Origin of the sequence: Salipiger sp. PrR007, from assembly GCF_010499845.1 — a bacterium.
Classification (GTDB): Bacteria; Pseudomonadota; Alphaproteobacteria; order Rhodobacterales; family Rhodobacteraceae; genus Salipiger; species Salipiger pacificus_A.
Map to the genome: position 1 here is coordinate 60,641 of NZ_JAAGOZ010000023.1, position 19,698 is coordinate 80,338.

Here is a 19,698-nt window from a genome sequence, read left to right on the forward strand (position 1 = left end):
GGGCGGTTGGATTTGCCCGGGGTGGATTTTGAAAGGGGCTCAAATGCGGCAATCTATGACCGGCTTCGCATCGCGCAGCGGCGAGACAGCGGGGCTGCGCTGGGGCTGGGAGTTGCGCGGGGTCAACGGCAAGGGGTTGGAGCTGCGCCTACGCCTGCCAGACTGGATCGAGGGGCTCGAGCCGCTGGTGCGCGCCGCCGCGCAGAAGACGCTGGCCCGCGGCAACGTGCAGATTTCGCTGCGGGTGCAGGGCGGCGGCGAGGACAGCGCGGCGGAACTCGACGAGGCGGTGTTGACGCGCATTCTCACCGCGATGGCGCGGATCGAGGGCGCAGCCGCGGGGCAGGGGCTGGTGCTGTCGCCCTCTACGTCTGCGCAGATCGTGGCCCTGCGCGGGGTGCTCAGCAGCAACGCGACGCCGGCGGATGTCGGGCCGCTCCGGGAAGAGCTGATGGTGGCTTTTGGCGAGGCCTTAGCGGAATTCGGAGAGATGCGCCGCCACGAGGGCGCGGCGCTGGCCGAGATCCTGACCGGACAGCTCGAGGAGGTCGAGGCGCTGGTGGGGCAGGCGGCTGTGGCGGTCGAGGCACGCAAGGACGAGCAGGCCGAGCGGCTGCGCGCCCAACTTGCGCGGGTCTTGGATCCGGCCCATGGGTTTGACGAGGCCCGTTTGACGCAGGAGTTGGCGCTGATCGCGGTTAAATCCGACGTCACCGAGGAACTGGACCGGCTGACCGCCCATATCGGCGCCGCGCGCGAGCTTCTGGCCGCCGAAGGCGCGGTGGGGCGGCGGCTGGACTTCCTGATGCAAGAATTCAACCGGGAGGCGAACACGCTCTGCTCGAAATCCGGCTCCGCCGCCTTGACGCAGATCGGCCTGACCCTCAAGACGGTCATCGACCAGATGCGCGAGCAAGTGCAGAACGTGGAGTAAGACCAATATGAATGGACGGCGCGGCCTCCTGATCATCCTCTCGTCGCCCTCGGGCGCGGGCAAATCGACCCTGGCAAAGCGGCTGCGCGCCTGGGACCCCTCGATCATTTTCTCGGTCTCGGCCACCACCCGCGACGCCCGGCCGGGCGAGGTGGATGGCGACGACTACCATTTCATGACCGAGAGCGAGTTCAAGAAGGCTGTGTCGCACGGCGACATGCTCGAGCACGCGCATGTCTTCGGCAATTTCTACGGCTCGCCCAAGGGGCCGGTGCGCGATGCGATCATCGACGGGCAGGACGTGCTTTTCGACATCGACTGGCAGGGCGCGCAGCAGATCACCAACTCCGAGTTGGGGCTGCATACCTTGTCGATCTTCCTGCTGCCGCCGTCGATCGCCGAACTCAAGCGCCGGCTCGAGGCGCGCGGCCAGGATGGCGCGGATGTCATCGACCGCCGGATGCAGAAGAGCTGGGACGAGATCTCGCACTGGGGCTCGTATGATTTCGTGCTGGTGAACGAGGATCTCGACCAGACCGAGGCGCAGCTCAAGAGCATCATCACCGCGACCCGCCTGCGCCGCACCCAGCAGCCGGGGCTGCTGAACCACGTGCGGGCGCTGCAGGCGGAATTCGAGGAGGGCGATCAATGACTCTCTACGCGCTGGACGGCGTCGCCCCCGAGGTGCACGAGAGCGCCTGGGTGGCGCCAGATGCCAACTTGATCGGCAGGATCGTTTTGGAAGAAGACAGCTCGGTCTGGTTCGGCTGTACCCTGCGCGGCGACAACGAGGAGATTCGCCTCGGCGCCGGCTCCAACATTCAGGAAAACGTCGTGTGCCATACCGACATGGGCTATCCGCTGGTGATCGGCGCGGGGTGCACCATAGGCCACAAGGCCATGCTGCACGGCTGCACGATCGGCGAAAACTCCCTGATCGGGATGGGTGCGACGATCCTCAACGGCGCGAAGATCGGCCGCAACTGCCTGATCGGCGCGGGCGCGCTGATCCCCGAGGGCAAGGAAATCCCGGATGGCAGTTTGGTGATGGGCATGCCGGGCAAGGTGGTACGCCAGCTCGACGAGGCCGCCATCGAGGGCCTGCGCAAATCGGCGAAGGGCTACCAGAAAAATGCCCGACGCTTTCGCGCCGGGCTTTGTGCCATCTGACAAGAGTGTTGCTGGCCGTTACGCGGTGGCCAGCGCACGCTCCAGCCTGCTGCTGACTTCCTGTTGAAGCCGGCGGGTGAGCAGGGCGGTCGGAATGCCGCGCAGGGCGGGCTTCCGGTTCGGGGCGCGCTGCGTTTCCTGCAGGAACCCGAGGATTTGCTCGGCGTGCTCGCGATTGCGGGCAACCAGCTCATGGCCCTTCACGTTCAGCTTCCAGAAAGCGTCTTCCGGCCAAGAGATCGTGGCGGCCTCGAAGGTCTTGCAGGCCTTGCACCACACCATGCCGCGCGTGTTCAGCCTGTAGCCTTCGCCGGTCTCTCCCGGTTGCAGGAATTTCGGCTTGTCGCAGGCAGGTTGTTCCCAGCTAAACTGCTCGGGAAAGAGTTCTTCGACGATGACACGGCCCCAGACGTGGGAGTTCTCCGGCACTTCAGGGAGCCGTACGACACAGGTAAACCGGAAAGGCTCGAAGAACTGAGCAGCCTTTCCACACTCACTACAGCGTACATCGAGAGGATCGTTCTGCATCTCTATCGACGCTCCTGTGGGTTGTAGGTGCCCCCACCTACACCTTAAGGATGTGTTAAGAATTGGGCAAAAGGCAACCCAAATTTTTGCAAACTTCTCCTTACATGAGTGTAAAACAGGTGACAGTAAACAGTCTCACAGAAATCGTATCTTTGTCTCCATTTGTGAAGGTGAAAGCGACCCTTTGTCAGTGAAAGTCGGGCATTCTCTGGGCTTTGTTTACCAACCTACCTGGGCGGAAAGTCGCCGACATTCTCACTCTTGTCCTAGCGGGGGCGCTGTGCAAAGCCTGTGGCCGAAATATGGAGGCCCCATGGACACCCGAAAGACGCTCATCCGCCCAATCGCCGTTCCCGGCTCGGTCTCCTCGGCGGTTGTGACGCCGATCATGCCGGCGGTGGTTTACGCCTCGGACAGCCCGGACTCGCTCGATGACCAGTACAATGGCGTGACCTCCGGCTACACCTACGCGCGGGAGGGTCATCCCAACGCTGACGTTCTTGCGCAGCGTATCGACGCGCTGGAAGGGATGAGCGGCGGCATCGTCATGGGCTCGGGCATGGCCTCGGTTACCGCCGTGCTGCTGGGCCTGTTGCGGAGCGGCGACCACGTGCTGGGGGCCGATCAGCTTTACGGGCGCTCGTTGCGGATGATGGCCGAGGATCTGCCGCGCTTGGGTATCCAGACATCTCTGTCCGATCCGACCGACATTGACGCCTTCGCCGCCGCGATCCGCCCCGAGACCAAGCTGGTGCTGATCGAGCTGGTGTCGAACCCGACGCTGCGCATCGCCGATCTCGACGGCATCGCCGCGCTCTGCAGGGACAAAGGCGTGCTGCTGGCGGTGGACAACACCTTCACCACGCCCGCGGCGATCAAGCCGGTCGAGCGCGGGGCGGACATTGTGATCCATTCGGTGACCAAGCTGCTTGCGGGCCACGCCGACGTGACGCTGGGCTGGGTCGCGGCCAAGGACCCCGAGTTGAACCAGCGCCTCCGCGTCTTTGCGGTCACCGCAGGCCTGACCGCCAGCCCCTTTGACTGCTGGCTGGCCGAGCGCGGGCTGATGACCTTCCCGATGCGCTTCCGTCAGAGCCAGGAGACGGCGCAGCGCCTGTCGGACTTCCTGACCGGCAAGCCCGGCGTGACGCGGGTGCTCTATCCGGGCCGTGCCGACCACCCCGATGCCGCCCGCGCGCAATCGGTGCTGCGCGGCAACCCCGGCAACATGCTGAGCTTCGAGCTCGAGGGCGGGCGCGCCGCGGCAAATGCCTTTACCGAGGCGGCGCAGGGCATCGCCTTTGCCCCGACGCTGGGCGACGTGGGCACCACGCTCTCGCATCCGGCGTCTTCGTCACACCGCGCACTGACGGCTGAGGGCCGGGCCGTGCTCGGCATCTCCGAGGGCTTCTTCCGCGTGTCGGTCGGGCTTGAGGAGCCCGAGGCACTGCTCGAGGTCTTCGAGGCCGGCCTCAAGGCGGCGAGCGCGCTCTGATGCATGCCGAGGCGCGCGATCTGATCGCTGCCATGCCACTCCCGGCGGTGCTGATCCGCTGGGACGAGCGGATCGATGCCGCCAACGCCGAGGCCGTCGCCCTTTTGGGCGAGGGGCTCGTGGAGCGCCACTTCATCACCGTCTTGCGTCAGCCGGTGCTGCTCGATGCGATCGAAGGGACGATGCGCGACGGGGCGCCGCGCAAGACCCGTTACCTGACCAGCGACGGGCGGCAGGACACCACTTTCGACGTTTCGTGCCGCGCCGTCGCGCTGTCCAAGGGGCCGGGGGTGCTGTTGACCTTCGCCGACGTGACGCAGATGGAGCAGGCGGGGCAGATGCGCCGCGACTTCGTCGCCAATGTCAGCCACGAGCTGCGCACGCCGCTCACCGCGCTTCTGGGGTTCATCGAGACACTGCGCGGCCCGGCGCGCGAGGATGCCGCCGCCCGCGAGCGCTTTCTCGAGATCATGGGCAACGAGGCCGGGCGCATGGAGCGCCTTGTGGGCGATCTGCTGTCGCTCAGCCGGCTCGAGGCCGAAGAACGCGTGCGCCCGACCCACCCTGTCGACCTGCCCGACCTTCTGAGCTCCGTGCTCAGCAGCCTCGCGCCGGTGGCGGCAGAGGCCGGGGTGACGCTGATCCCCGAGTTGCCCGAGACGCCGCTCGAGATCGCCGGAGACCCGGACCAGCTGCGGCAGGTCTTCGTGAACCTCGTCGAGAACGCGGTGAAATACTCCGGGAAGGGCGCGCAGGTGACGCTGCGGCTCTCGGCACCCGCCTACCACCCCCGGCTGCGCGCCGATGGCGTGGAGGTCGAAGTGATCGACACCGGCCCCGGCTTCGATCCGCTGCATATCCCGCGCCTGACCGAGCGCTTCTACCGTGTCGACAGCCACCGATCACGCGAGATGGGCGGCACGGGACTCGGGCTGGCGATCGTCAAGCACATCGTCAACCGCCATCGCGGCCGGCTGCGCATCGAGAGCACCCCCGGCAAGGGAAGCACCTTTCGGGTGATCCTGCCGTTGCGCGCGGGCCCACCCCGCGGCGAAGAGGCCTGACCCCCGCTACGGCGATTCTGCTGACCGCCCTTTTTGCTCGCGCCGCCGAGGCGCTTCCCGTTGTCGCGGCGGGCTGTCATGAATGCGCAGCTTCTGCGTGTAAAAATCTGCCGTATGCCCGCGAGAGCTTTGCACCTGCGGGCTTCCGTCGCGGAAAATTGCAGAATTTCTCATATCGGTATATGTTGATTAAGTGATTGAAATATCTAGTAATATTGCTTATTTTCGTGATCTTTCTTCTTGCTCCCCCTCGACTGTCATAAAACCGTTACGCAAGTGTCACAAAAGGATTGCGCAGGACGCCTAGGCACCGCCTCGAGGTCCCCGACCGGGGGGCTGTATCTGACCCAACAGGAGCATTCCTATGCAATCCGTGAAACTCGCCGTTTCGGCACTCGCGCTCGCCGCTGCTTCGGCCACGGCTGCTGCCGCACGTGACAATGTGCAGGTTGCCGGCTCGTCGACCGTGCTGCCCTACGCCTCGATCGTCGCCGAAGCCTTCGGCGAGAACTTCGACTTCCCGACCCCCGTCGTGGAATCGGGCGGCTCCTCGGCTGGCCTGAAGCGCTTCTGCGAAGGTGTCGGCGAGAACACCATCGACATCGCGAACGCCTCGCGCGCGATCAAGGACAAAGAGGTCAAGGCCTGCGCCGACGCCGGCGTGACCGACATCATCGAAGTCCGCATCGGCTACGACGGCATCGTCTTCGCCTCGCAAAAGACCGGCCCCGAGTTCACTGCCTTCGAACCGGCCGACTGGTACAACGCCCTGGCGCCGAAAGTCGTCGTCGACGGCGAGCTGGTCGACAACCCCTACACCAAGTGGTCCGAGTTCAACGCCGACCTGCCGGACGTCGAGATCGCGGCCTTCATCCCGGGCACCAAGCACGGCACCCGCGAAGTCTTCGAAGAGAAGGTGCTGGCGGCGGGCTGCGAAGCCACTGGCGCGCTGGAAGCCATGATCGCGTCGGGCATGTCCGAAGATGACGCCGAAGGCGCCTGCATCTCGGTCCGCACCGACGGCAAGTCGGTCGACATCGACGGCGACTACACCGAGACCCTCGCGCGTATCGACAGCAACTCGAACGGCGTCGGCGTCTTCGGCCTGGCGTTCTACGAGAACAACACCGACAAGCTCAAGGTCGCGACCATGTCCGGCATCGAGCCCTCGACCGAGACCATCGCCTCGGGCGACTACCCGGTGTCGCGTCCGCTGTACTTCTACATCAAGAAGGCCCACATCGGCGTCATCCCCGGCCTGAAGGAATTCGCAGAATTCTTCGTCGCCGACGAGATCGCCGGCCCCGATGGCCCGCTGGCCAACTACGGCCTCGTGTCCGACCCCGAGCTGGCCGACACCCAAGCCAAGGTTGCTGACGAAGTGACCATGGGCGAAAGCATGTAATCGGACGCAGGTCCGATTTCCGGAGGGCGGCTGCGTGCTGCCCTCCGTTTTCCTTTTTGGTGAGTGATCACCGAACCAACCTGGGGGCCCGATGCCTGTTCTTTGGCTGATCCTGATCGTTCTCGCGCTGGCCGTCGCGGGCTATGTCGCGGGGCGCGCGCGCGCCATTTCCGGCGCCGGAGACGATCGTCGCGCACTGCACTCGCTGCCGAGCTACTACGGCTGGAACGTCGCCATGAAGGTGATGGTGCCAGCCTTTCTCGTGCTGATCGTCTGGCTGATCGCGCAACCCTTCATCGTGAACACCAAGGCCACCAGCCTGCTGCCCGAGACCGCGATCCCCGAGGGATCGACCCTCGGGCTCGTGATGTCCGACGTGCGGCGCGTGGCCGACGGTCTCGACCTTGCGGTCGAGCAGGGGCTGCTGAGCGCGGGCGAGGCCTCCGAGCTTTCGGTGACCGGTTCCGACGTCCGCGGCACGTTGGGATCCGCCGGGGTCGCCGTGGGCACCGAGATCACCCCCGAGGTCCTGGCCGCGGCGCAGAGCTACCGCGCGACCAATGCGACCGGCAATCTGCTGCGTGCGATCGTGGTGCTCGGCCTTGCGCTGCTCGGCGGCGCGCTCGCGCTGGCGCAGACCAAGCCCGATTTCCGCGCCCGCAATTCCGTCGAGCGCGGCATTCGAGCCATCCTCGTCGGCGCCGCCTCGCTCGCCATCCTGACCACCATCGGCATCGTGCTGTCGCTGGTCTTCAACACCATCGAATTCTTCCGCATCTACCCGGCGTCCGAGTTCTTCGGCTCCTTCACCTGGTCGCCGAGCTTCGGCGGCGGCTCGCAGCTCGGCATCTGGCCGCTGCTCTGGGGCACGCTCTACATCTCGCTCATCGCGCTGCTGGTCTCGGTGCCGATCGGACTTTTCGCCGCGGTCTACCTGTCGGAATACGCCGGGCCGAAGTTCCGCTCGGTCGCCAAGCCCGCGCTCGAGTTGCTCGCCGGCATCCCGACCATCGTCTACGGCCTTTTCGCGCTGCTGACCGTCGGCCCGCTGCTGCTGTCGGTTTTCGGCCGCGACGGGCTGGGCTGGATGCAGGCGGGCACGGCGGTGATGACCGCGGGGCTGGTGATGGGCATCATGCTGATCCCCTTCGTCAGCTCGCTGTCCGACGATATCATCAACGCCGTGCCGCAATCGCTGCGCGACGGGTCCTACGGGCTCGGCGCGACCAAGTCCGAGACCATCAAGCAGGTGATCCTGCCCGCCGCGCTGCCGGGCATCGTCGGGGCCATCCTGCTCGCCGCCTCACGCGCGATCGGCGAGACGATGATCGTGGTCCTGGGGGCAGGGGCCGCCGCAAGGCTCTCGCTCAACCCGTTCGATGCCATGACCACCGTGACCGCCAAGATCGTCAGCCAGCTGACCGGTGACGCGGACTTCGCCTCGCCCGAGGCGCTGGTGGCCTTCGCCCTCGGCATGACCCTCTTCGTCATGACCCTCGGCCTCAATGTCTTCGCGCTTTACATCGTGCGCAAATACCGGGAGCAGTACGACTGATGACCGACGCGACCTATTCCGGCGGCAAGGCACCCGCCAAGCACGGCTTGCTGACCGTCGACGCGCGCACCAAGAAGCGCAATGCCTCCGAAAAGCGCTTCCGCATGTACGGCCTCGCGGCCATCGGTGCGGGCGTCTTCTTCCTCGTGGTTCTGCTGGCCTCGATCCTTGCCAACGGTGTCGGCGCCTTCCAGCAGACCTTCATCGAGGTGCCGGTCTATCTTGAGGAAGCCAAGCTCGACAAGACCGGCAACCGCGATCCGGCCGAGATGGCCAAGGTCTCGACCTTCGGCTACAGCCCGCTCATCCAGAACTCGCTGTGGAAGGTCATTGTCGACAGCGGCGCCGAGACCGAGTTCGAGGAAGCGAAGGACGTCAAGGAGATGATCTCGGCCTCGGCCGCCGCCAAGGTGCGCGACTGGGTGCTGGCCCATCCCGACCGCGTCGGCGAGACGGTGGATTTCCAGATCCTCGCCTCGAGCCGGGTCGACGGATACCTCAAGGGCCGCGTCAGCCGCGAGAGCATTGCGCAGGACAAGAACATCGACGCCGCGCACCTCGACCTGGTAGACGTGCTGCGCGCAGAGGGGACCATCCACAAGAGCTTCAACTGGGAGTTCATCACCGGCGCCGACGCCTCCGAGAGCCGCGCCGAGCAGGCCGGTCTGGGCGTGTCGATGCTGGGCTCGCTCTTCATGATGATCACCGTGCTGCTGCTGGCGCTGCCGATCGGCGTCGCCGCCTCGATCTACCTGGAGGAATTCGCCCCCACGAACCGCTTCACCGACTTCATCGAGGTGAACATCTCCAACCTCGCGGCGGTGCCCTCGATCGTCTTCGGTATTCTCGGCCTTGCCGCTTTCATCCAGTTCGCGCATCTGCCGCAGTCGGCACCGCTGGTGGGCGGCCTTACGCTGACGCTGATGACCCTGCCGACCATCGTCATCTCGACCCGTGCCGCGCTCAAGGCGGTGCCGCCGTCGATCCGCGATGCGGCGCTCGGCGTTGGCGCGTCGAAGATGCAGGCGACCTTCCACCACGTGCTGCCGCTGGCCATGCCCGGCATCCTGACGGGCACCATCATCGGTCTGGCGCAGGCGCTCGGCGAAACCGCGCCGCTGCTGCTGATCGGCATGGTTGGCTATATCGCCACCAACTATCCCGAAGGCGTCTTTTCGGGCTTCCTGTCGCCGAACTCGGCCATGCCCGCGCAGATCTACGAATGGGCCAAGCGGGCCGACCCGGCCTATTACGAACGCGCCTGGGGCGGGATCATCGTGCTGCTGGTGTTCCTGCTCGCCATGAACCTCGTTGCCATCGTGTTGCGCCGCAAGTTCGAGCGCCGCTGGTAAGGTATAAGGATACTCAAGATGTACGACTCGCCATTGAGGAAGACCGAAGTGGACACCAACGCAAGCAAGATCTCCGCCCGTGACGTGCAGGTCTATTACGGCGACACCCACGCCATCAAGGACGTCAACGTCGAGATCCTCGACAAGACGGTGACCGCCTTCATCGGCCCGTCGGGCTGCGGCAAGTCCACCTTTCTGCGCACGCTGAACCGGATGAACGATACCATCGACATCTGCCGCGTCGAGGGGCTCATAGAGCTCGACGGCGAGGATATCTACGACAAGCGCGTCGACCCGGTGCAGCTGCGCGCCAAGGTGGGCATGGTGTTCCAGAAGCCAAACCCGTTCCCGAAATCGATCTACGACAACGTCGCCTATGGCCCGCGCATCCACGGTCTCGCCCGCAACAAGGCCGAGCTCGACGAGATCGTCGAGAAGGCGCTGCGCCGCGGGGCCATCTGGAACGAGGTGAAAGACCGCCTCGACGCCCCCGGCACCGGTCTCTCGGGTGGCCAGCAGCAGCGCCTGTGCATCGCCCGCGCCGTCGCCACCGAGCCCGAGGTGCTGCTGATGGACGAGCCCTGCTCGGCGCTCGACCCCATCGCGACCTCTCAGGTGGAAGAGCTGATCGACGAGCTGCGCGAGAACTACTCGGTGGTGATCGTCACGCACTCCATGCAGCAGGCGGCGCGCGTCAGCCAGAAGACCGCCTTTTTCCACCTCGGCAACCTTGTGGAATATGGCGACACCAGCCAGATCTTCACCAACCCCGTGGACCCGCGCACGGAGTCCTACATCACCGGACGGATCGGATAAGTCATGAGCGACGAGCTGAAGAAACACATCGCCTCGGCCTTCGACCGCGATCTCGAGGCCATTCAGGCGCAGATCCTCAAGATGGGCGGGCTGGTCGAGGTGGCGATCCATGACGCCGCGCTCTCGCTCGAGACCCGCGACGAGGAACTGGCCGACAAGGTGCGCGCCGGGGACAAGGCGATCGACGCCCTCGAGGAACTGCTCAACGAGGAGGCCGCCCGGGTGATCGCCCTGCGCGCGCCGACCGCGCGCGACCTGCGCGTGGTGCTCTCGGTCATGCGCATGGCCTCGAACCTCGAGCGCATCGGCGATCTGTCGAAAAACATGGCCAAGCGCACCGCCGTGCTCTCGCAGCTGGCGCAGATCGATGGCTCGGCCACCGCGCTGCGGCGCATGTCGCGCGACGTGGAGCACATGCTCAAGGACGCGCTCGATGCCTATATCCGCCGAGACGAGGCGCTGGCCCGGGACGTGATCGAGCGCGACCGCGACGTCGACCAGATGTACAACACGCTGTTCCGCGAGTTCCTGACCTTCATGCTCGAGGATCCGCGCAACATCACCTCGTGCATGCATCTGCATTTCATCGCCAAGAACGTCGAGCGCATGGGGGACCACGTCACCGCCATCGCCGAGCAGGTGATCTTCCTTGCCACCGGCACGATGCCCAAGGAGGACCGGATCAAGGAAGACCGCACGTCTACCGACCCGGCGCTCAGCTCCGGCGCGGACCTGGGGTAGGTCATGGCAGCAGATCAACCGACCGTACTGGTGGTCGAGGACGAGCCGGCGCAGCGCGAAGTGCTGCGTTACAACCTCGAGGCCGAGGGCTTCCGCGTGGCCGCCGCCGGCAATGGCGAGGAGGCGCTGGTGCTGCTCGAAGAGGAAAACCCCGATGTCGTCGTGCTCGACTGGATGCTGCCGAACCTCTCGGGCATCGAGGTCTGCCGGCAGATCAAGACCCGCTCCGACACGCGCGGCCTGCCGGTGATCATGCTCTCGGCCCGCTCCGAGGAGGTAGACCGCATCCGGGGACTCGACACCGGCGCCGATGACTACGTGGTCAAGCCCTACAGCCTGCGCGAACTGATGGCGCGGGTGAAGGCACAGCTGCGCCGAGCGCGTCCCTCGGCGGCGGGCCTGCGGCTCGAGTTCGAGGACATCGTGCTCGATTCCGAGACCCACCGCGTCACCCGCGGCGGACAGGAGCTGAAGCTCGGCCCGACCGAGTTCCGCCTGCTGTCGACCTTCATGGAAAAGCCCGGGCGTGTCTGGTCGCGCGAGCAGCTGCTCGACCGGGTCTGGGGGCGCGACATCTACGTCGACACGCGCACCGTCGACGTCCACATCGGCCGGCTGCGAAAGGCGCTCGGCGCTCATGGCGGCGAGGACCCGCTGCGCACCGTCCGCGGCGCTGGCTACGCGCTCGGCTGAGCCCGAAAAGACTTGGCTGACCGCGAAAAGAAAAGGGCGGCCCGACTGGCCGCCCTTCCTCTTTCCAGCGCATGGATTTCTTGCAGGCGAAGGTACCCTAGGGGAGACCGGCACAGGCGGTCGGGGGCAGCGCCCCCGGCGAGCCTACGCTTCAGCCCGCGTCTCCGGTCTCAACCTCGACCTCCACCGAGTATCCCGGCCGCAGCGCCGCCGCATCCTGTCCCGGGTCGATCGAGATCCGCACCGGCAGCCGCTGCGCGATCTTGGTGAAGTTGCCGGTGGCGTTCGATCCTGCCAGCAGGCTGAACTCCGAGGCCGCGGCGGGCGAGAAGCCCTGCACGTGGCCGTGGAAGGCGCGCCCTCCCAAGGCGTCGACGGTAAAACGCACCGGTTGGTCGCTACGGATGCCCGCCAGCGCCGTTTCCTTGAGGTTGGCGATGATCCAAAGCTCTGTGCCCACGTGGCTCACCAGCGTGGTACCGGCGGTCACATATTGCCCCACGTGCGCCGAAACCTGCCCGAGCCGCCCGTCGGCGGGCGCGCGCACCTCGGTGTGATCGAGGTCGATCTTCGCCAATTCCACCGCAGCCTCGGCACTGGTCACCTCGGCCTTGCGCGCGGCGATTTGCAGCCGGGAAGTGGCGGTGGCCTCGCGGCTTACCTGCAGCTGTGCCTCGGCCTGGCGCACCGCCGCCTGGGCCTGGCGCAGGGCGAGGTCGGTCTGGTCGGCGCTCGACTGCGAGGTGACGCCGCGGTCGCGCAGCTTGGTCATTCGCTCTGCGTCGGTCCCGGCGGTCTGCAGGGTCGATTGCGCCGAGGCCAGCGCGGCCTCGGAGGCATGTTCGGTGGCGACGGCGGAGTTCACGCTCTGCTCGGCCACGTCCACCGCGGCGCGCGCGGCCTCAAGACTGGCCTGCGCCTGCGACAGCTTCTGGCGGTAGATCGCAGGGTCGATCCGGGCGATGAGATCGCCTTGGTGGACCTGCTGGAAGTCGCCCACCGCGACCTCTGACAGATAGCCCGAGAGCTGCGGCGCGAGCTGGGTGACCTTGCCGCGCAGATAGGCATTTTCGGTCGAGGGATGCGCCGCGGAAAACGGCGGCAGGTGCCAGGCGAAGAGCAGCAGCAGCACGCCGGCGGCGCCGATGGCGGTGGCGATGAGGGTCGGGAGGGAGAGGAGTTTCTTCATGTGTCTAGCTCGGGAGGGTCAGGAGGTTTGCAGCGCTGGCTCGGAGCGGCGCAGGCGCGCCGCCAGCCAGTCGCGGAAGAGGTGAAGCCCCAGCGCGCAGAGGGAGAGAAGCGCGACAAGGCCGGTGAGGACATAGGCGTCGTTGTAGGCCATGACGGTGGCCTGCTGCGCAGCGGTCGAGGCCAGCTGCGCCACGGCCTGCGCCTTGAGCTGCGCGCTGTCGGAGATCTGCGGCGCGAGCTGCTGAATATTGGCGGCAATGGCGTGTGTGGTGAGCGGGTCGGTGCCGGTCAACTCCTCGCGCAGCACCTGCAGGTGAAAGGCCTGCCGCACGTTTATCACCGTGCGGAACAGCCCCGAGCCGAGGATGCCTCCGGCGCTCTGCGTCACCAAGAAGACGATGACGAAGGACAGCAGGTAATTCGGACCCTTGCTGAGCGCGGCGATCAGCCCCTTCATCATCGCGGGGGCCATGAACAGCATCGAGGCGAAGGCAATCAGCGCCTGGCTCAGCATCATCTGCTCGGGCCGGGTCTGCAGCGTGGAGCCGCCATCCATAAAGGCCCCGAGCGCGATCAGCGCCAGCGCCACGGCGTGATAAGCGGGCTCGCGCCCGGGCGTCATCCAGCCGACGCACGCCAGCGCGCCGAAGACGGTGGCCAGGCAGATCACCGTAAAGAGCCCGGTCATCTGCGCATTGCCCAATCCCAGCGCCTGGAACATGCCCGGCGCGCCGCTGCTCTGCTCGGAGAGCAGCAGCCGGAACAGGAAGAGCGTGAAGGCGAGGTGCAGCATCGCCGGGCTGAGCAGCCAGCGGATGTCGATCAGCGGCGCCTCGCGGTGCAGCTCGATCACCACAGCTGCAGTCAGCGCAGCCAGCGAGGCGGCAAGCAGCAAGCCCAGCCAGTGCAGGTCGGTCCACCAGTGGATTGGCCCGAGGATGAAGCCAGTCACCAGCCCGCCGAGTCCGAAAGCGATCAGCCCGAAGCTGAGCAGGTCGGCGCGCTGGATCACCTTGGCCCGCGGTGCCGGGGTCAGCGGCAGCAGATAGACCAGCATCAGGCAGATCATCGACAGCCCCAGGGTGGTCATATGGATGCCTGCTAGTCCGCCATCGCCGATAAGCACCGGCGAGACGATACGCGCCAGCGAGGCGCCGGAGGTGAGCAGCACCAACGCAACCGGCAGACCGAGCCGCAGCTTCCACTGCTGCGCCAGCGGCTCGAGGATGTAGAGAAAGGCCAGCGTAGAGAGCGGCGCCGCGGCGACGCCCGAGAGGAACTGCAGCACCACCGCCGAGCGCAGGTCAACGACCCAGACCGAGGCGAAGGCGACGAGGACATAGGTGGCGATGCCGATCTCGGCAAAGCGCCGCAGCCCGTACTGGGTGCGCAGCTTGATCAGCAGGATGGTCAGCGAGGCGCGGGGGATCATGTAGGCCGCCATCAACCAGCTGGCCTGGGCCGTGGTGATCCCGAGGTCGCCGGCGATCTGCGGCATGTTGGCCGAGATGAAGCCCTGGCCGAGCCCTTGGGTGATCCCCAGCATCACCGAGGCCACCACATAGGGCAGGGCGCGTGCCAGCGGCATGCCCGGTGCCGGTGCCGGGGTCTCGGGCTTCGGCGGTTCGGCAAGGGGCGTTTGTGTAGTGGTGTCGGTCATTGCGAGGACAGCTTCGTTGCGTTGAGCGCGATCCGTTCGAGCGTGCGGCGGGTGGCGTCCTGGTCGTCGGCCGAAATGCCTTCCATCAGATCGTCGCGTACGCGCTCCAGGAAACAGGTGATCCGGCTCGATCGGGCCTTGTCGGTGAGATGCAGCGCCCGCTTGCGGGCGTCGCCATCGAGGGCGCGTCGCTCGATGAAGCCTGCGGCCTCCAGAGCATCGATCTGGCGTTTGAGGGCCGGCGCCTCGATGCGCAGCGCGCAGGCCAGCTCGGCCTGCGTCGCGCCTTCGCGCCGGGCCAGTTCGCTCACCACGCGGGCCCGCGAGAGGGTCAGGCCGACCTCCTGCGCGCTGGCATCATAATGGGTGCGCAGCTCGCGCATCGCTTCGAGCATCGCTTCGAGAAGACGGGTCTGGGTCTGCGGATTGGACATGGGAGAGGGACTCGGGTTGCTTAACTTGCAAAGTACTTAACATGGTAAGTATCTCTCGCAAGGCGGACGGATGCACGGGGGGCTATGCGCACATGCACAGCCGGGGCCGGGCAGGGCCAGGCGCGCAGGCCGCTCCCATTGCGCCTCGCAGGACCGGCAACCTTCATATAGAGGAGGCAGGGCAGGCTCCTTTTCAGCCGAGCGGTAGCCCGGATGGACCCATGGCTTGCAAGTCTTGCATGAAATGCGGGCGGCCGGGCTTGCGCCCGACCCCAATTAGGCATATAGGCGCGCCCACGAGAACGCCGCAGGCGGGGTCGGGCACTTCGGGGGAGACATCCCCGAGCGTCCACCGGTTGTCCAACAGGATGAGCCCCCGCTGAGGATTTATGAAACCGGAAAGGAAAACGGACATGGCTCTTCCCGAGTTCACCATGCGCCAGCTGCTTGAAGCAGGCGTGCACTTCGGCCACCAGACGCAGCGCTGGAACCCCCGCATGGGCGAGTTCATCTACGGTGCGCGCAACGGCATCCACATCATGGACCTCACCCAGACCGTCCCGATGCTGGACGCGGCTCTGAACGCGATCCGTGAGACCGTCGCCAAGGGCGGTTCGGTGCTCTTCGTCGGCACCAAGCGCCAGGCGCAGCAGCCGATCGCGGAAGCGGCCGAGAAGTGCGCACAATTCTACATGAACCACCGCTGGCTGGGCGGCACGCTCACCAACTGGCAGACCGTTTCGCAGTCGATCCAGCGCCTGAAGACCATCGACGAGCGCATGGAAGCCGGTGCAGAAGGCCTCACCAAGAAAGAGCGCCTCGGCATGGAGCGTGACCAGACGAAGCTTCAGGCTTCGCTCGGCGGCATCCGCGAAATGGGCGGCCTGCCCGACATGCTCTTCGTCATCGACGTGAAGAAAGAAGCGCTGGCCGTGGCCGAAGCCAACAAGCTGGGCATCCCGGTTGTCGCCATCGTCGACACCAACTGCTCGCCCGACGGCGTCGACTACATCATCCCCGGCAACGATGACGCGGCCCGCGCCATCTCGCTCTACTGCGACCTCGTCGCCCGCGCAGCCCTGGACGGCATGACCGGCCAGATGGAAGCCGCAGGCGTCGACCTTGGCGCCCTCGAAGACGCGCCGGCCGAAGAGCTGCTCGCCGAAGCAAACGCCGGCAAGTAAGCCGATCGCGCCCGCCGCGCCCTGCGGGGCGGGCGCAGACGTCGCTCTTGCGACAGGGACTGCACCGGCGCATCGGCGCCCAGATGTGCACTGTCGCGAAAGCGTCACGAAGTCATGACAGGAGCGGGTGGCCCGGGGCAGGGCCGCCCCACCGCATTTGAGATGAGGAGAGCCGACATGGCGATCACTGCTGCACAGGTGAAAGAACTGCGCGAGATGACCGGCGCAGGCATGATGGATGCCAAGAAGGCGCTGACCGAGACCGATGGCGACATGGACGCCGCGATCGACTGGCTGCGCACCAAGGGCCTCGCGAAAGCCGCCAAGAAGTCGGGCCGCACCGCTGCTGAAGGCCTCGTCGCCGTGCGCGTCGAAGGTGGCGTGGGTGTTGCCGTCGAGGTGAACGCCGAAACCGACTTCGTTGCCAAGAACGCCGAGTTCCAGGCCATGGTGAACGACATCGCCGGCGCCGCCCTGGCCGTGGACAGCGTGGAAGCGCTGAACGACGCGACCATCGAGGGCAAGAAGGTGTCGGACGTCATCACCGACAAGATCGCCACCATCGGCGAGAACATGACCCTGCGCCGGATGGCCAAGATCGAAGGCGAAGTCGTCTCGACCTATGTGCACAACGCCGCCGCAGCGGGCCTCGGCCAGATCGGCGTGCTGGTTGCCATGACCGGCGGCAGCGACGACTTCGGTCGTCAGGTCGCGATGCACATCGCCGCCTCGAACCCGGCCTCGCTGAACGAAGCCGAGCTCGACCCGGCGATCGTCGAGAAAGAGCGCCAGGTTCAGATCGACATCGCACGCGAGTCGGGCAAGCCCGACGCCGTGATCGAGAAGATGATCGTCGGCCGCATGAACAAGTTCCTCGCGGAAATCACCCTGCTGGGTCAGCCCTTCGTGGTGAACCCCGACCTGACCGTCGAGCAGGCCGCCAAGGAAGCCGGCGCCACCATCACCGGCTTCATTCGCCTGCAGGTGGGTGAAGGCATCGAGAAGGTGGAAGAGGATTTCGCGGCAGAGGTGGCCAAGGCCGCCCAGGGCTGATCGCCCTCCGCATCCCGATCTTGAAAGGGGCGCCTTCGGGCGTCCCTTTTTCTTTTCGGGAGGGGGTGGAACGTGACGGCGCGGCGCGCGTGTTGCGCGGCTGGCGCGGAGACTTGCGAAGGGCCAAAACGGTCACGGAGCCGCCCCGGGGGACGGCTCCGCTACCTGTTTTCCCCGACACCCCAAAACAAATGGGGATGAGGCAGGGGTGCCGAAGCAGGAGTGCCAAGACGCACCCGAACCAAAATTGTCCGGAGGCGAGTCGGCTCCGGTGAAAACCGGGAAACTGGCAGAGCCTCGAAATCGCGAGGAGTGACAGTCTCGAGTTCCATGGCCAAAGCCACCACTCACGGAACGACCCGAGTGTGCAACGTCCATTGTTCAAGGGGAAGGGGCCGAACGGGAGGATGTACGAATTACATCGAAATCCGGAGGGATTTACGCCACATATTCGGGTTTCCGAAATGCCGAGATAAGAAAAGCCTAATCTGCGGCGATCGCGAACACGCTGATCGATGAAAGCGGCGCCTTTCGATTCGGCGTTGCCACGAAGTTAACTTGACGCATAGTATATAACGAGGATGAACATTTCATCAATAAATGTCGCCTTCCCGACAGATTGCGCCGATTTCCTGGGCACATCTGTGTCTTTTTCGCGGCGCAAACGTCAAGGATGATCGTCCGCAGGAGCTCCGGAGCCGGTGCAATGTCCTGTCTCGCCTTTTTCTTGCCAATCATGCCGGGCGAGGCAGTGGCCGCATTGGGGCAGGGCCGGGACAATCGCATGTCCCGGCTGATCCGCTTAGCGTTCGAGGTGCGACACCAGCGCATCCATCGCGAGCGTGTAGCCGCGCGGCCCGAAGCCGCAGATCACGCCGAGCGCAACCTTGGCGATGTAGCTCACATGGCGAAACTCCTCGCGCGCATGCACATTCGACAGGTGCAGCTCGATGGTCGGCACCTCGGCGGAGCTGATGGCGTCCATCAGCGCCAGCGAGGTGTGGGTGTAGGCGCCGGCATTGAGGATGATGCCGTCCTTGGTACCGCGGGCGGCGTGGATCGCATCGATCAGCGCGCCTTCGTGGTTGCTCTGCGCGAAATCAAGCGCCACGCCGAGCGCTTCGGCATGGGAGCGGCACATCGCCTCGACGTCGGCGATGGTGGTGCGGCCATAGACCTCGGGCTGGCGCAGGCCGAGCAGGTTGAGGTTGGGGCCATTGAGGATGAGCAGCGAATGCATTGGAAAGTCTCCAGATCGTTCCCGACCAGATAGCTCAGGCGCGAGCGTCTTGTCCAGAAAGCCCGCTCATCGAGGCCCATTGGGCCGATGGCGGCGCAGAAGAACACCCGCGGCAAGCGCAACGGCGAGCGCGGCGAGAAGAAGGGTGACGTCGCTCGACAGCTCGGCAATCTGCGGGATGAAGGGCGCGAAGCTGGCGCCGAGCGCCATGTAGCCCAAAGTCCAGACAATTTCGCCGGCGAGATCGGCAAGAAGGAAGCGCGGCCAGACCAGCCCGCCGGCACCGGCAACCACATTCATCGCCGGCCCGAGCGGTGCAATCAGCCAGCGTGTCAGGAACACAGCCATGGGACCACGGGTTTCCAGCAAGGACAGAGCGCGCCGGAGGGTCGGATCCTCGCGCCGGGCAAGCTGAGGCCCGAAGAGCCGCCCGAGCAAGAAGCCGAGTTGGTCGCCGAGGAGCGCGGCGCAGAGTACTGTTGTCATCGTGGCAAGCACCGGCAGTTCTCCGGCCGCGGCAAGGGTTCCGGCGACAAGCACCATCAAGGAGCCCGGGAGCATCGGCACGCCCAGCGAAGCGAGCATGACCGTGCCGGCAAGGATCGGCAGTCCGAGTTCCGGCAGCAAGGCAAGCACGCTGTCGCTGAAACCGCTTTCGGTGACGCTCATTTCTTCTGCGCCTTGATGAGCGCGGTGACTTCGGTGAGCAGCGCCGAGACAGGCTCGCCACGCTGCTCGGCGATTTCCTCGAGGCTGCGCGGCACGCCGGGCTGCGGCGCGAGGCCAAGTGCCGGGCCAAGGCTGTGGCGTGGCAGATGGTGTGAACGCTCGAGGTAGCCGAGGGTCATCCAGGCCTCGGGTGTCACGTTGCGATGCGCGGGATCGGCCCAGTAGAGCGCGTGCTGCACGGTGCGGACGCCAACAACCGTCGCGGCGACAAGCGCGAGGGCGATGACGGCGATCAGGACGCCGCGGACGGTTTTGCTTGGCTGCATCATGTGCGCAGGATGCGAAGACTTCGACGCGCCGTCAAAGAGATATCAACAAGACTTCGCTGATCCGCGAATGCATTTATTAAACATAATCATGCTTATACGATATACGTGTGTAAGCGCCAAGTTAGAATGTCTCACATGAGCAAAGCTGAAGTGTCACACTCCCCTGAATGGGCAGGATTGGAGTG

Annotated in this window: 20 protein-coding genes; 13 read left to right on the forward strand and 7 right to left on the reverse strand. The window is 65.6% G+C overall.

Annotation, left to right across the window (positions count from 1 at the left end; translation table 11 throughout):
* The first annotated feature begins 55 nt into the window (after positions 1-55).
* Genes G0Q01_RS11420 through G0Q01_RS11430 form a run of 3 tightly spaced genes read left to right on the forward strand, consistent with a single transcriptional unit; the run spans position 56 to position 2,104 of the window.
* Positions 56-934 (forward strand): YicC/YloC family endoribonuclease, encoded by an 879-nt coding sequence (locus tag G0Q01_RS11420; protein WP_235940076.1) that lies wholly within the window; start codon positions 56-58, stop codon positions 932-934.
* 7 nt (positions 935-941) lie between these two features.
* Positions 942-1,586 carry a guanylate kinase gene (gene gmk, locus G0Q01_RS11425; protein WP_164197034.1) on the forward strand — a complete coding sequence of 215 codons (645 nt, stop codon included), beginning with the start codon at positions 942-944 and terminating at the stop codon, positions 1,584-1,586.
* Positions 1,583-2,104 (forward strand): gamma carbonic anhydrase family protein, encoded by a 522-nt coding sequence (locus G0Q01_RS11430; protein ID WP_164197035.1) that lies wholly within the window; start codon positions 1,583-1,585, stop codon positions 2,102-2,104. Before gmk ends, G0Q01_RS11430 begins: the two co-directional genes overlap by 4 nt.
* An 18-nt stretch (positions 2,105-2,122) precedes the next feature.
* Here the strand turns inward: G0Q01_RS11430 and G0Q01_RS11435 are convergent, their stop codons facing one another.
* Complete coding sequence (locus G0Q01_RS11435; RefSeq protein WP_203594987.1) at positions 2,123-2,632, reverse strand: hypothetical protein; 510 nt, start codon at positions 2,630-2,632, stop codon at positions 2,123-2,125.
* A gap of 313 nt (positions 2,633-2,945) precedes the next feature.
* On the opposite strand from G0Q01_RS11435, the gene G0Q01_RS11440 reads away from it, so the two are divergent.
* From G0Q01_RS11440 to phoB, 8 genes are all read left to right on the forward strand, one after another.
* Positions 2,946-4,127 (forward strand): PLP-dependent aspartate aminotransferase family protein, encoded by a 1,182-nt coding sequence (locus G0Q01_RS11440; protein ID WP_164197036.1) that lies wholly within the window; start codon positions 2,946-2,948, stop codon positions 4,125-4,127.
* Positions 4,127-5,191: an ATP-binding protein gene (locus tag G0Q01_RS11445; protein ID WP_164197037.1), complete on the forward strand. Its 1,065-nt coding sequence runs from the start codon at positions 4,127-4,129 to the stop codon at positions 5,189-5,191. The genes G0Q01_RS11440 and G0Q01_RS11445 overlap by 1 nt, the downstream gene beginning before the upstream one ends.
* A gap of 364 nt (positions 5,192-5,555) precedes the next feature.
* Positions 5,556-6,596: a substrate-binding domain-containing protein gene (locus G0Q01_RS11450; RefSeq protein WP_164197038.1), complete on the forward strand. Its 1,041-nt coding sequence runs from the start codon at positions 5,556-5,558 to the stop codon at positions 6,594-6,596.
* Between the two features lie 91 nt (positions 6,597-6,687).
* The gene (gene pstC / locus G0Q01_RS11455) at positions 6,688-8,151 is read left to right on the forward strand and encodes a phosphate ABC transporter permease subunit PstC (protein ID WP_164213380.1); all 1,464 of its coding nucleotides are present in this window, start codon (positions 6,688-6,690) and stop codon (positions 8,149-8,151) included.
* Positions 8,151-9,503: a phosphate ABC transporter permease PstA gene (gene pstA / locus G0Q01_RS11460; protein ID WP_108965561.1), complete on the forward strand. Its 1,353-nt coding sequence runs from the start codon at positions 8,151-8,153 to the stop codon at positions 9,501-9,503. The genes pstC and pstA overlap by 1 nt, the downstream gene beginning before the upstream one ends.
* Positions 9,504-9,521: 18 nt before the next feature.
* Positions 9,522-10,319: a phosphate ABC transporter ATP-binding protein PstB gene (gene pstB, locus G0Q01_RS11465; RefSeq protein WP_095883750.1), complete on the forward strand. Its 798-nt coding sequence runs from the start codon at positions 9,522-9,524 to the stop codon at positions 10,317-10,319.
* A 3-nt stretch (positions 10,320-10,322) separates the two neighbouring features.
* Positions 10,323-11,060: a phosphate signaling complex protein PhoU gene (phoU, locus tag G0Q01_RS11470; protein ID WP_108965558.1), complete on the forward strand. Its 738-nt coding sequence runs from the start codon at positions 10,323-10,325 to the stop codon at positions 11,058-11,060.
* A 3-nt stretch (positions 11,061-11,063) separates the two neighbouring features.
* A complete protein-coding gene (gene phoB / locus G0Q01_RS11475) occupies positions 11,064-11,753 on the forward strand; it encodes a phosphate regulon transcriptional regulator PhoB (protein ID WP_108965556.1) in 690 nt (229 codons plus the stop codon).
* A 151-nt stretch (positions 11,754-11,904) separates the two neighbouring features.
* Here the strand turns inward: phoB and G0Q01_RS11480 are convergent, their stop codons facing one another.
* From G0Q01_RS11480 to G0Q01_RS11490, 3 genes are read right to left on the reverse strand one after another with little or no spacing between them, the layout of a single operon-like run.
* Positions 11,905-12,942, reverse strand: a complete 1,038-nt coding sequence (locus G0Q01_RS11480) for an HlyD family secretion protein (RefSeq protein ID WP_164197041.1) — start codon at positions 12,940-12,942, stop codon at positions 11,905-11,907.
* An 18-nt stretch (positions 12,943-12,960) separates the two neighbouring features.
* Complete coding sequence (locus G0Q01_RS11485; protein WP_164197042.1) at positions 12,961-14,604, reverse strand: MFS transporter; 1,644 nt, start codon at positions 14,602-14,604, stop codon at positions 12,961-12,963.
* Positions 14,601-15,038, reverse strand: coding sequence for a MarR family winged helix-turn-helix transcriptional regulator (locus G0Q01_RS11490; protein WP_164197043.1), 438 nt, complete (start codon positions 15,036-15,038; stop codon positions 14,601-14,603). Before G0Q01_RS11490 ends, G0Q01_RS11485 begins: the two co-directional genes overlap by 4 nt.
* 413 nt (positions 15,039-15,451) lie before the next feature.
* Here G0Q01_RS11490 and rpsB point away from each other — a divergent pair, with 413 nt between their 5' ends.
* Both rpsB and tsf read left to right on the forward strand, forming a co-directional pair.
* Positions 15,452-16,222 (forward strand): 30S ribosomal protein S2, encoded by a 771-nt coding sequence (rpsB, locus tag G0Q01_RS11495; RefSeq protein WP_108965545.1) that lies wholly within the window; start codon positions 15,452-15,454, stop codon positions 16,220-16,222.
* Positions 16,223-16,399: 177 nt separating this feature from the next.
* Positions 16,400-17,275, forward strand: a complete 876-nt coding sequence (gene tsf, locus G0Q01_RS11500; RefSeq protein WP_164197044.1) for a translation elongation factor Ts — start codon at positions 16,400-16,402, stop codon at positions 17,273-17,275.
* An 802-nt stretch (positions 17,276-18,077) separates the two neighbouring features.
* On the opposite strand, the gene aroQ is transcribed toward tsf, so the two are convergent.
* The 3 genes from aroQ to G0Q01_RS11515 form a co-directional block, all read right to left on the reverse strand.
* The gene (gene aroQ / locus G0Q01_RS11505) at positions 18,078-18,515 is read right to left on the reverse strand and encodes a type II 3-dehydroquinate dehydratase (RefSeq protein WP_108965541.1); all 438 of its coding nucleotides are present in this window, start codon (positions 18,513-18,515) and stop codon (positions 18,078-18,080) included.
* Positions 18,516-18,581: 66 nt separating this feature from the next.
* Entirely contained in the window at positions 18,582-19,184 is a 603-nt protein-coding gene (locus G0Q01_RS11510) for a DedA family protein (RefSeq protein WP_164197045.1), read from the reverse strand.
* Complete coding sequence (locus G0Q01_RS11515) at positions 19,181-19,510, reverse strand: hypothetical protein (protein WP_164213381.1); 330 nt, start codon at positions 19,508-19,510, stop codon at positions 19,181-19,183. Before G0Q01_RS11515 ends, G0Q01_RS11510 begins: the two co-directional genes overlap by 4 nt.
* Between the last annotated feature and the right edge of the window lie 188 nt (positions 19,511-19,698).

Excerpts from the sequence above, each read along its gene's own strand:
- pstA (WP_108965561.1), top strand. The coding sequence starts at position 8,151 with ATGACCGACGCGACCTATTCCGGCGGCAAGGCACCCGCCAAGCACGGC.
- G0Q01_RS11430 (WP_164197035.1), top strand. The coding sequence starts at position 1,583 with ATGACTCTCTACGCGCTGGACGGCGTCGCCCCCGAGGTGCACGAGAGC.
- G0Q01_RS11445 (WP_164197037.1), top strand. The coding sequence starts at position 4,127 with ATGCATGCCGAGGCGCGCGATCTGATCGCTGCCATGCCACTCCCGGCG.
- pstB (WP_095883750.1), top strand. The coding sequence starts at position 9,522 with ATGTACGACTCGCCATTGAGGAAGACCGAAGTGGACACCAACGCAAGC.
- aroQ (WP_108965541.1), bottom strand. The coding sequence starts at position 18,515 with ATGCATTCGCTGCTCATCCTCAATGGCCCCAACCTCAACCTGCTCGGC.
- gmk (WP_164197034.1), top strand. The coding sequence starts at position 942 with ATGAATGGACGGCGCGGCCTCCTGATCATCCTCTCGTCGCCCTCGGGC.
- G0Q01_RS11515 (WP_164213381.1), bottom strand. The coding sequence starts at position 19,510 with ATGCAGCCAAGCAAAACCGTCCGCGGCGTCCTGATCGCCGTCATCGCC.
- G0Q01_RS11485 (WP_164197042.1), bottom strand. The coding sequence starts at position 14,604 with ATGACCGACACCACTACACAAACGCCCCTTGCCGAACCGCCGAAGCCC.
- pstC (WP_164213380.1), top strand. The coding sequence starts at position 6,688 with ATGCCTGTTCTTTGGCTGATCCTGATCGTTCTCGCGCTGGCCGTCGCG.
- G0Q01_RS11450 (WP_164197038.1), top strand. The coding sequence starts at position 5,556 with ATGCAATCCGTGAAACTCGCCGTTTCGGCACTCGCGCTCGCCGCTGCT.
- G0Q01_RS11490 (WP_164197043.1), bottom strand. The coding sequence starts at position 15,038 with ATGTCCAATCCGCAGACCCAGACCCGTCTTCTCGAAGCGATGCTCGAA.
- rpsB (WP_108965545.1), top strand. The coding sequence starts at position 15,452 with ATGGCTCTTCCCGAGTTCACCATGCGCCAGCTGCTTGAAGCAGGCGTG.
- phoU (WP_108965558.1), top strand. The coding sequence starts at position 10,323 with ATGAGCGACGAGCTGAAGAAACACATCGCCTCGGCCTTCGACCGCGAT.
- G0Q01_RS11480 (WP_164197041.1), bottom strand. The coding sequence starts at position 12,942 with ATGAAGAAACTCCTCTCCCTCCCGACCCTCATCGCCACCGCCATCGGC.
- G0Q01_RS11510 (WP_164197045.1), bottom strand. The coding sequence starts at position 19,184 with ATGAGCGTCACCGAAAGCGGTTTCAGCGACAGCGTGCTTGCCTTGCTG.
- tsf (WP_164197044.1), top strand. The coding sequence starts at position 16,400 with ATGGCGATCACTGCTGCACAGGTGAAAGAACTGCGCGAGATGACCGGC.
- G0Q01_RS11435 (WP_203594987.1), bottom strand. The coding sequence starts at position 2,632 with ATGCAGAACGATCCTCTCGATGTACGCTGTAGTGAGTGTGGAAAGGCT.
- phoB (WP_108965556.1), top strand. The coding sequence starts at position 11,064 with ATGGCAGCAGATCAACCGACCGTACTGGTGGTCGAGGACGAGCCGGCG.
- G0Q01_RS11420 (WP_235940076.1), top strand. The coding sequence starts at position 56 with ATGACCGGCTTCGCATCGCGCAGCGGCGAGACAGCGGGGCTGCGCTGG.
- G0Q01_RS11440 (WP_164197036.1), top strand. The coding sequence starts at position 2,946 with ATGGACACCCGAAAGACGCTCATCCGCCCAATCGCCGTTCCCGGCTCG.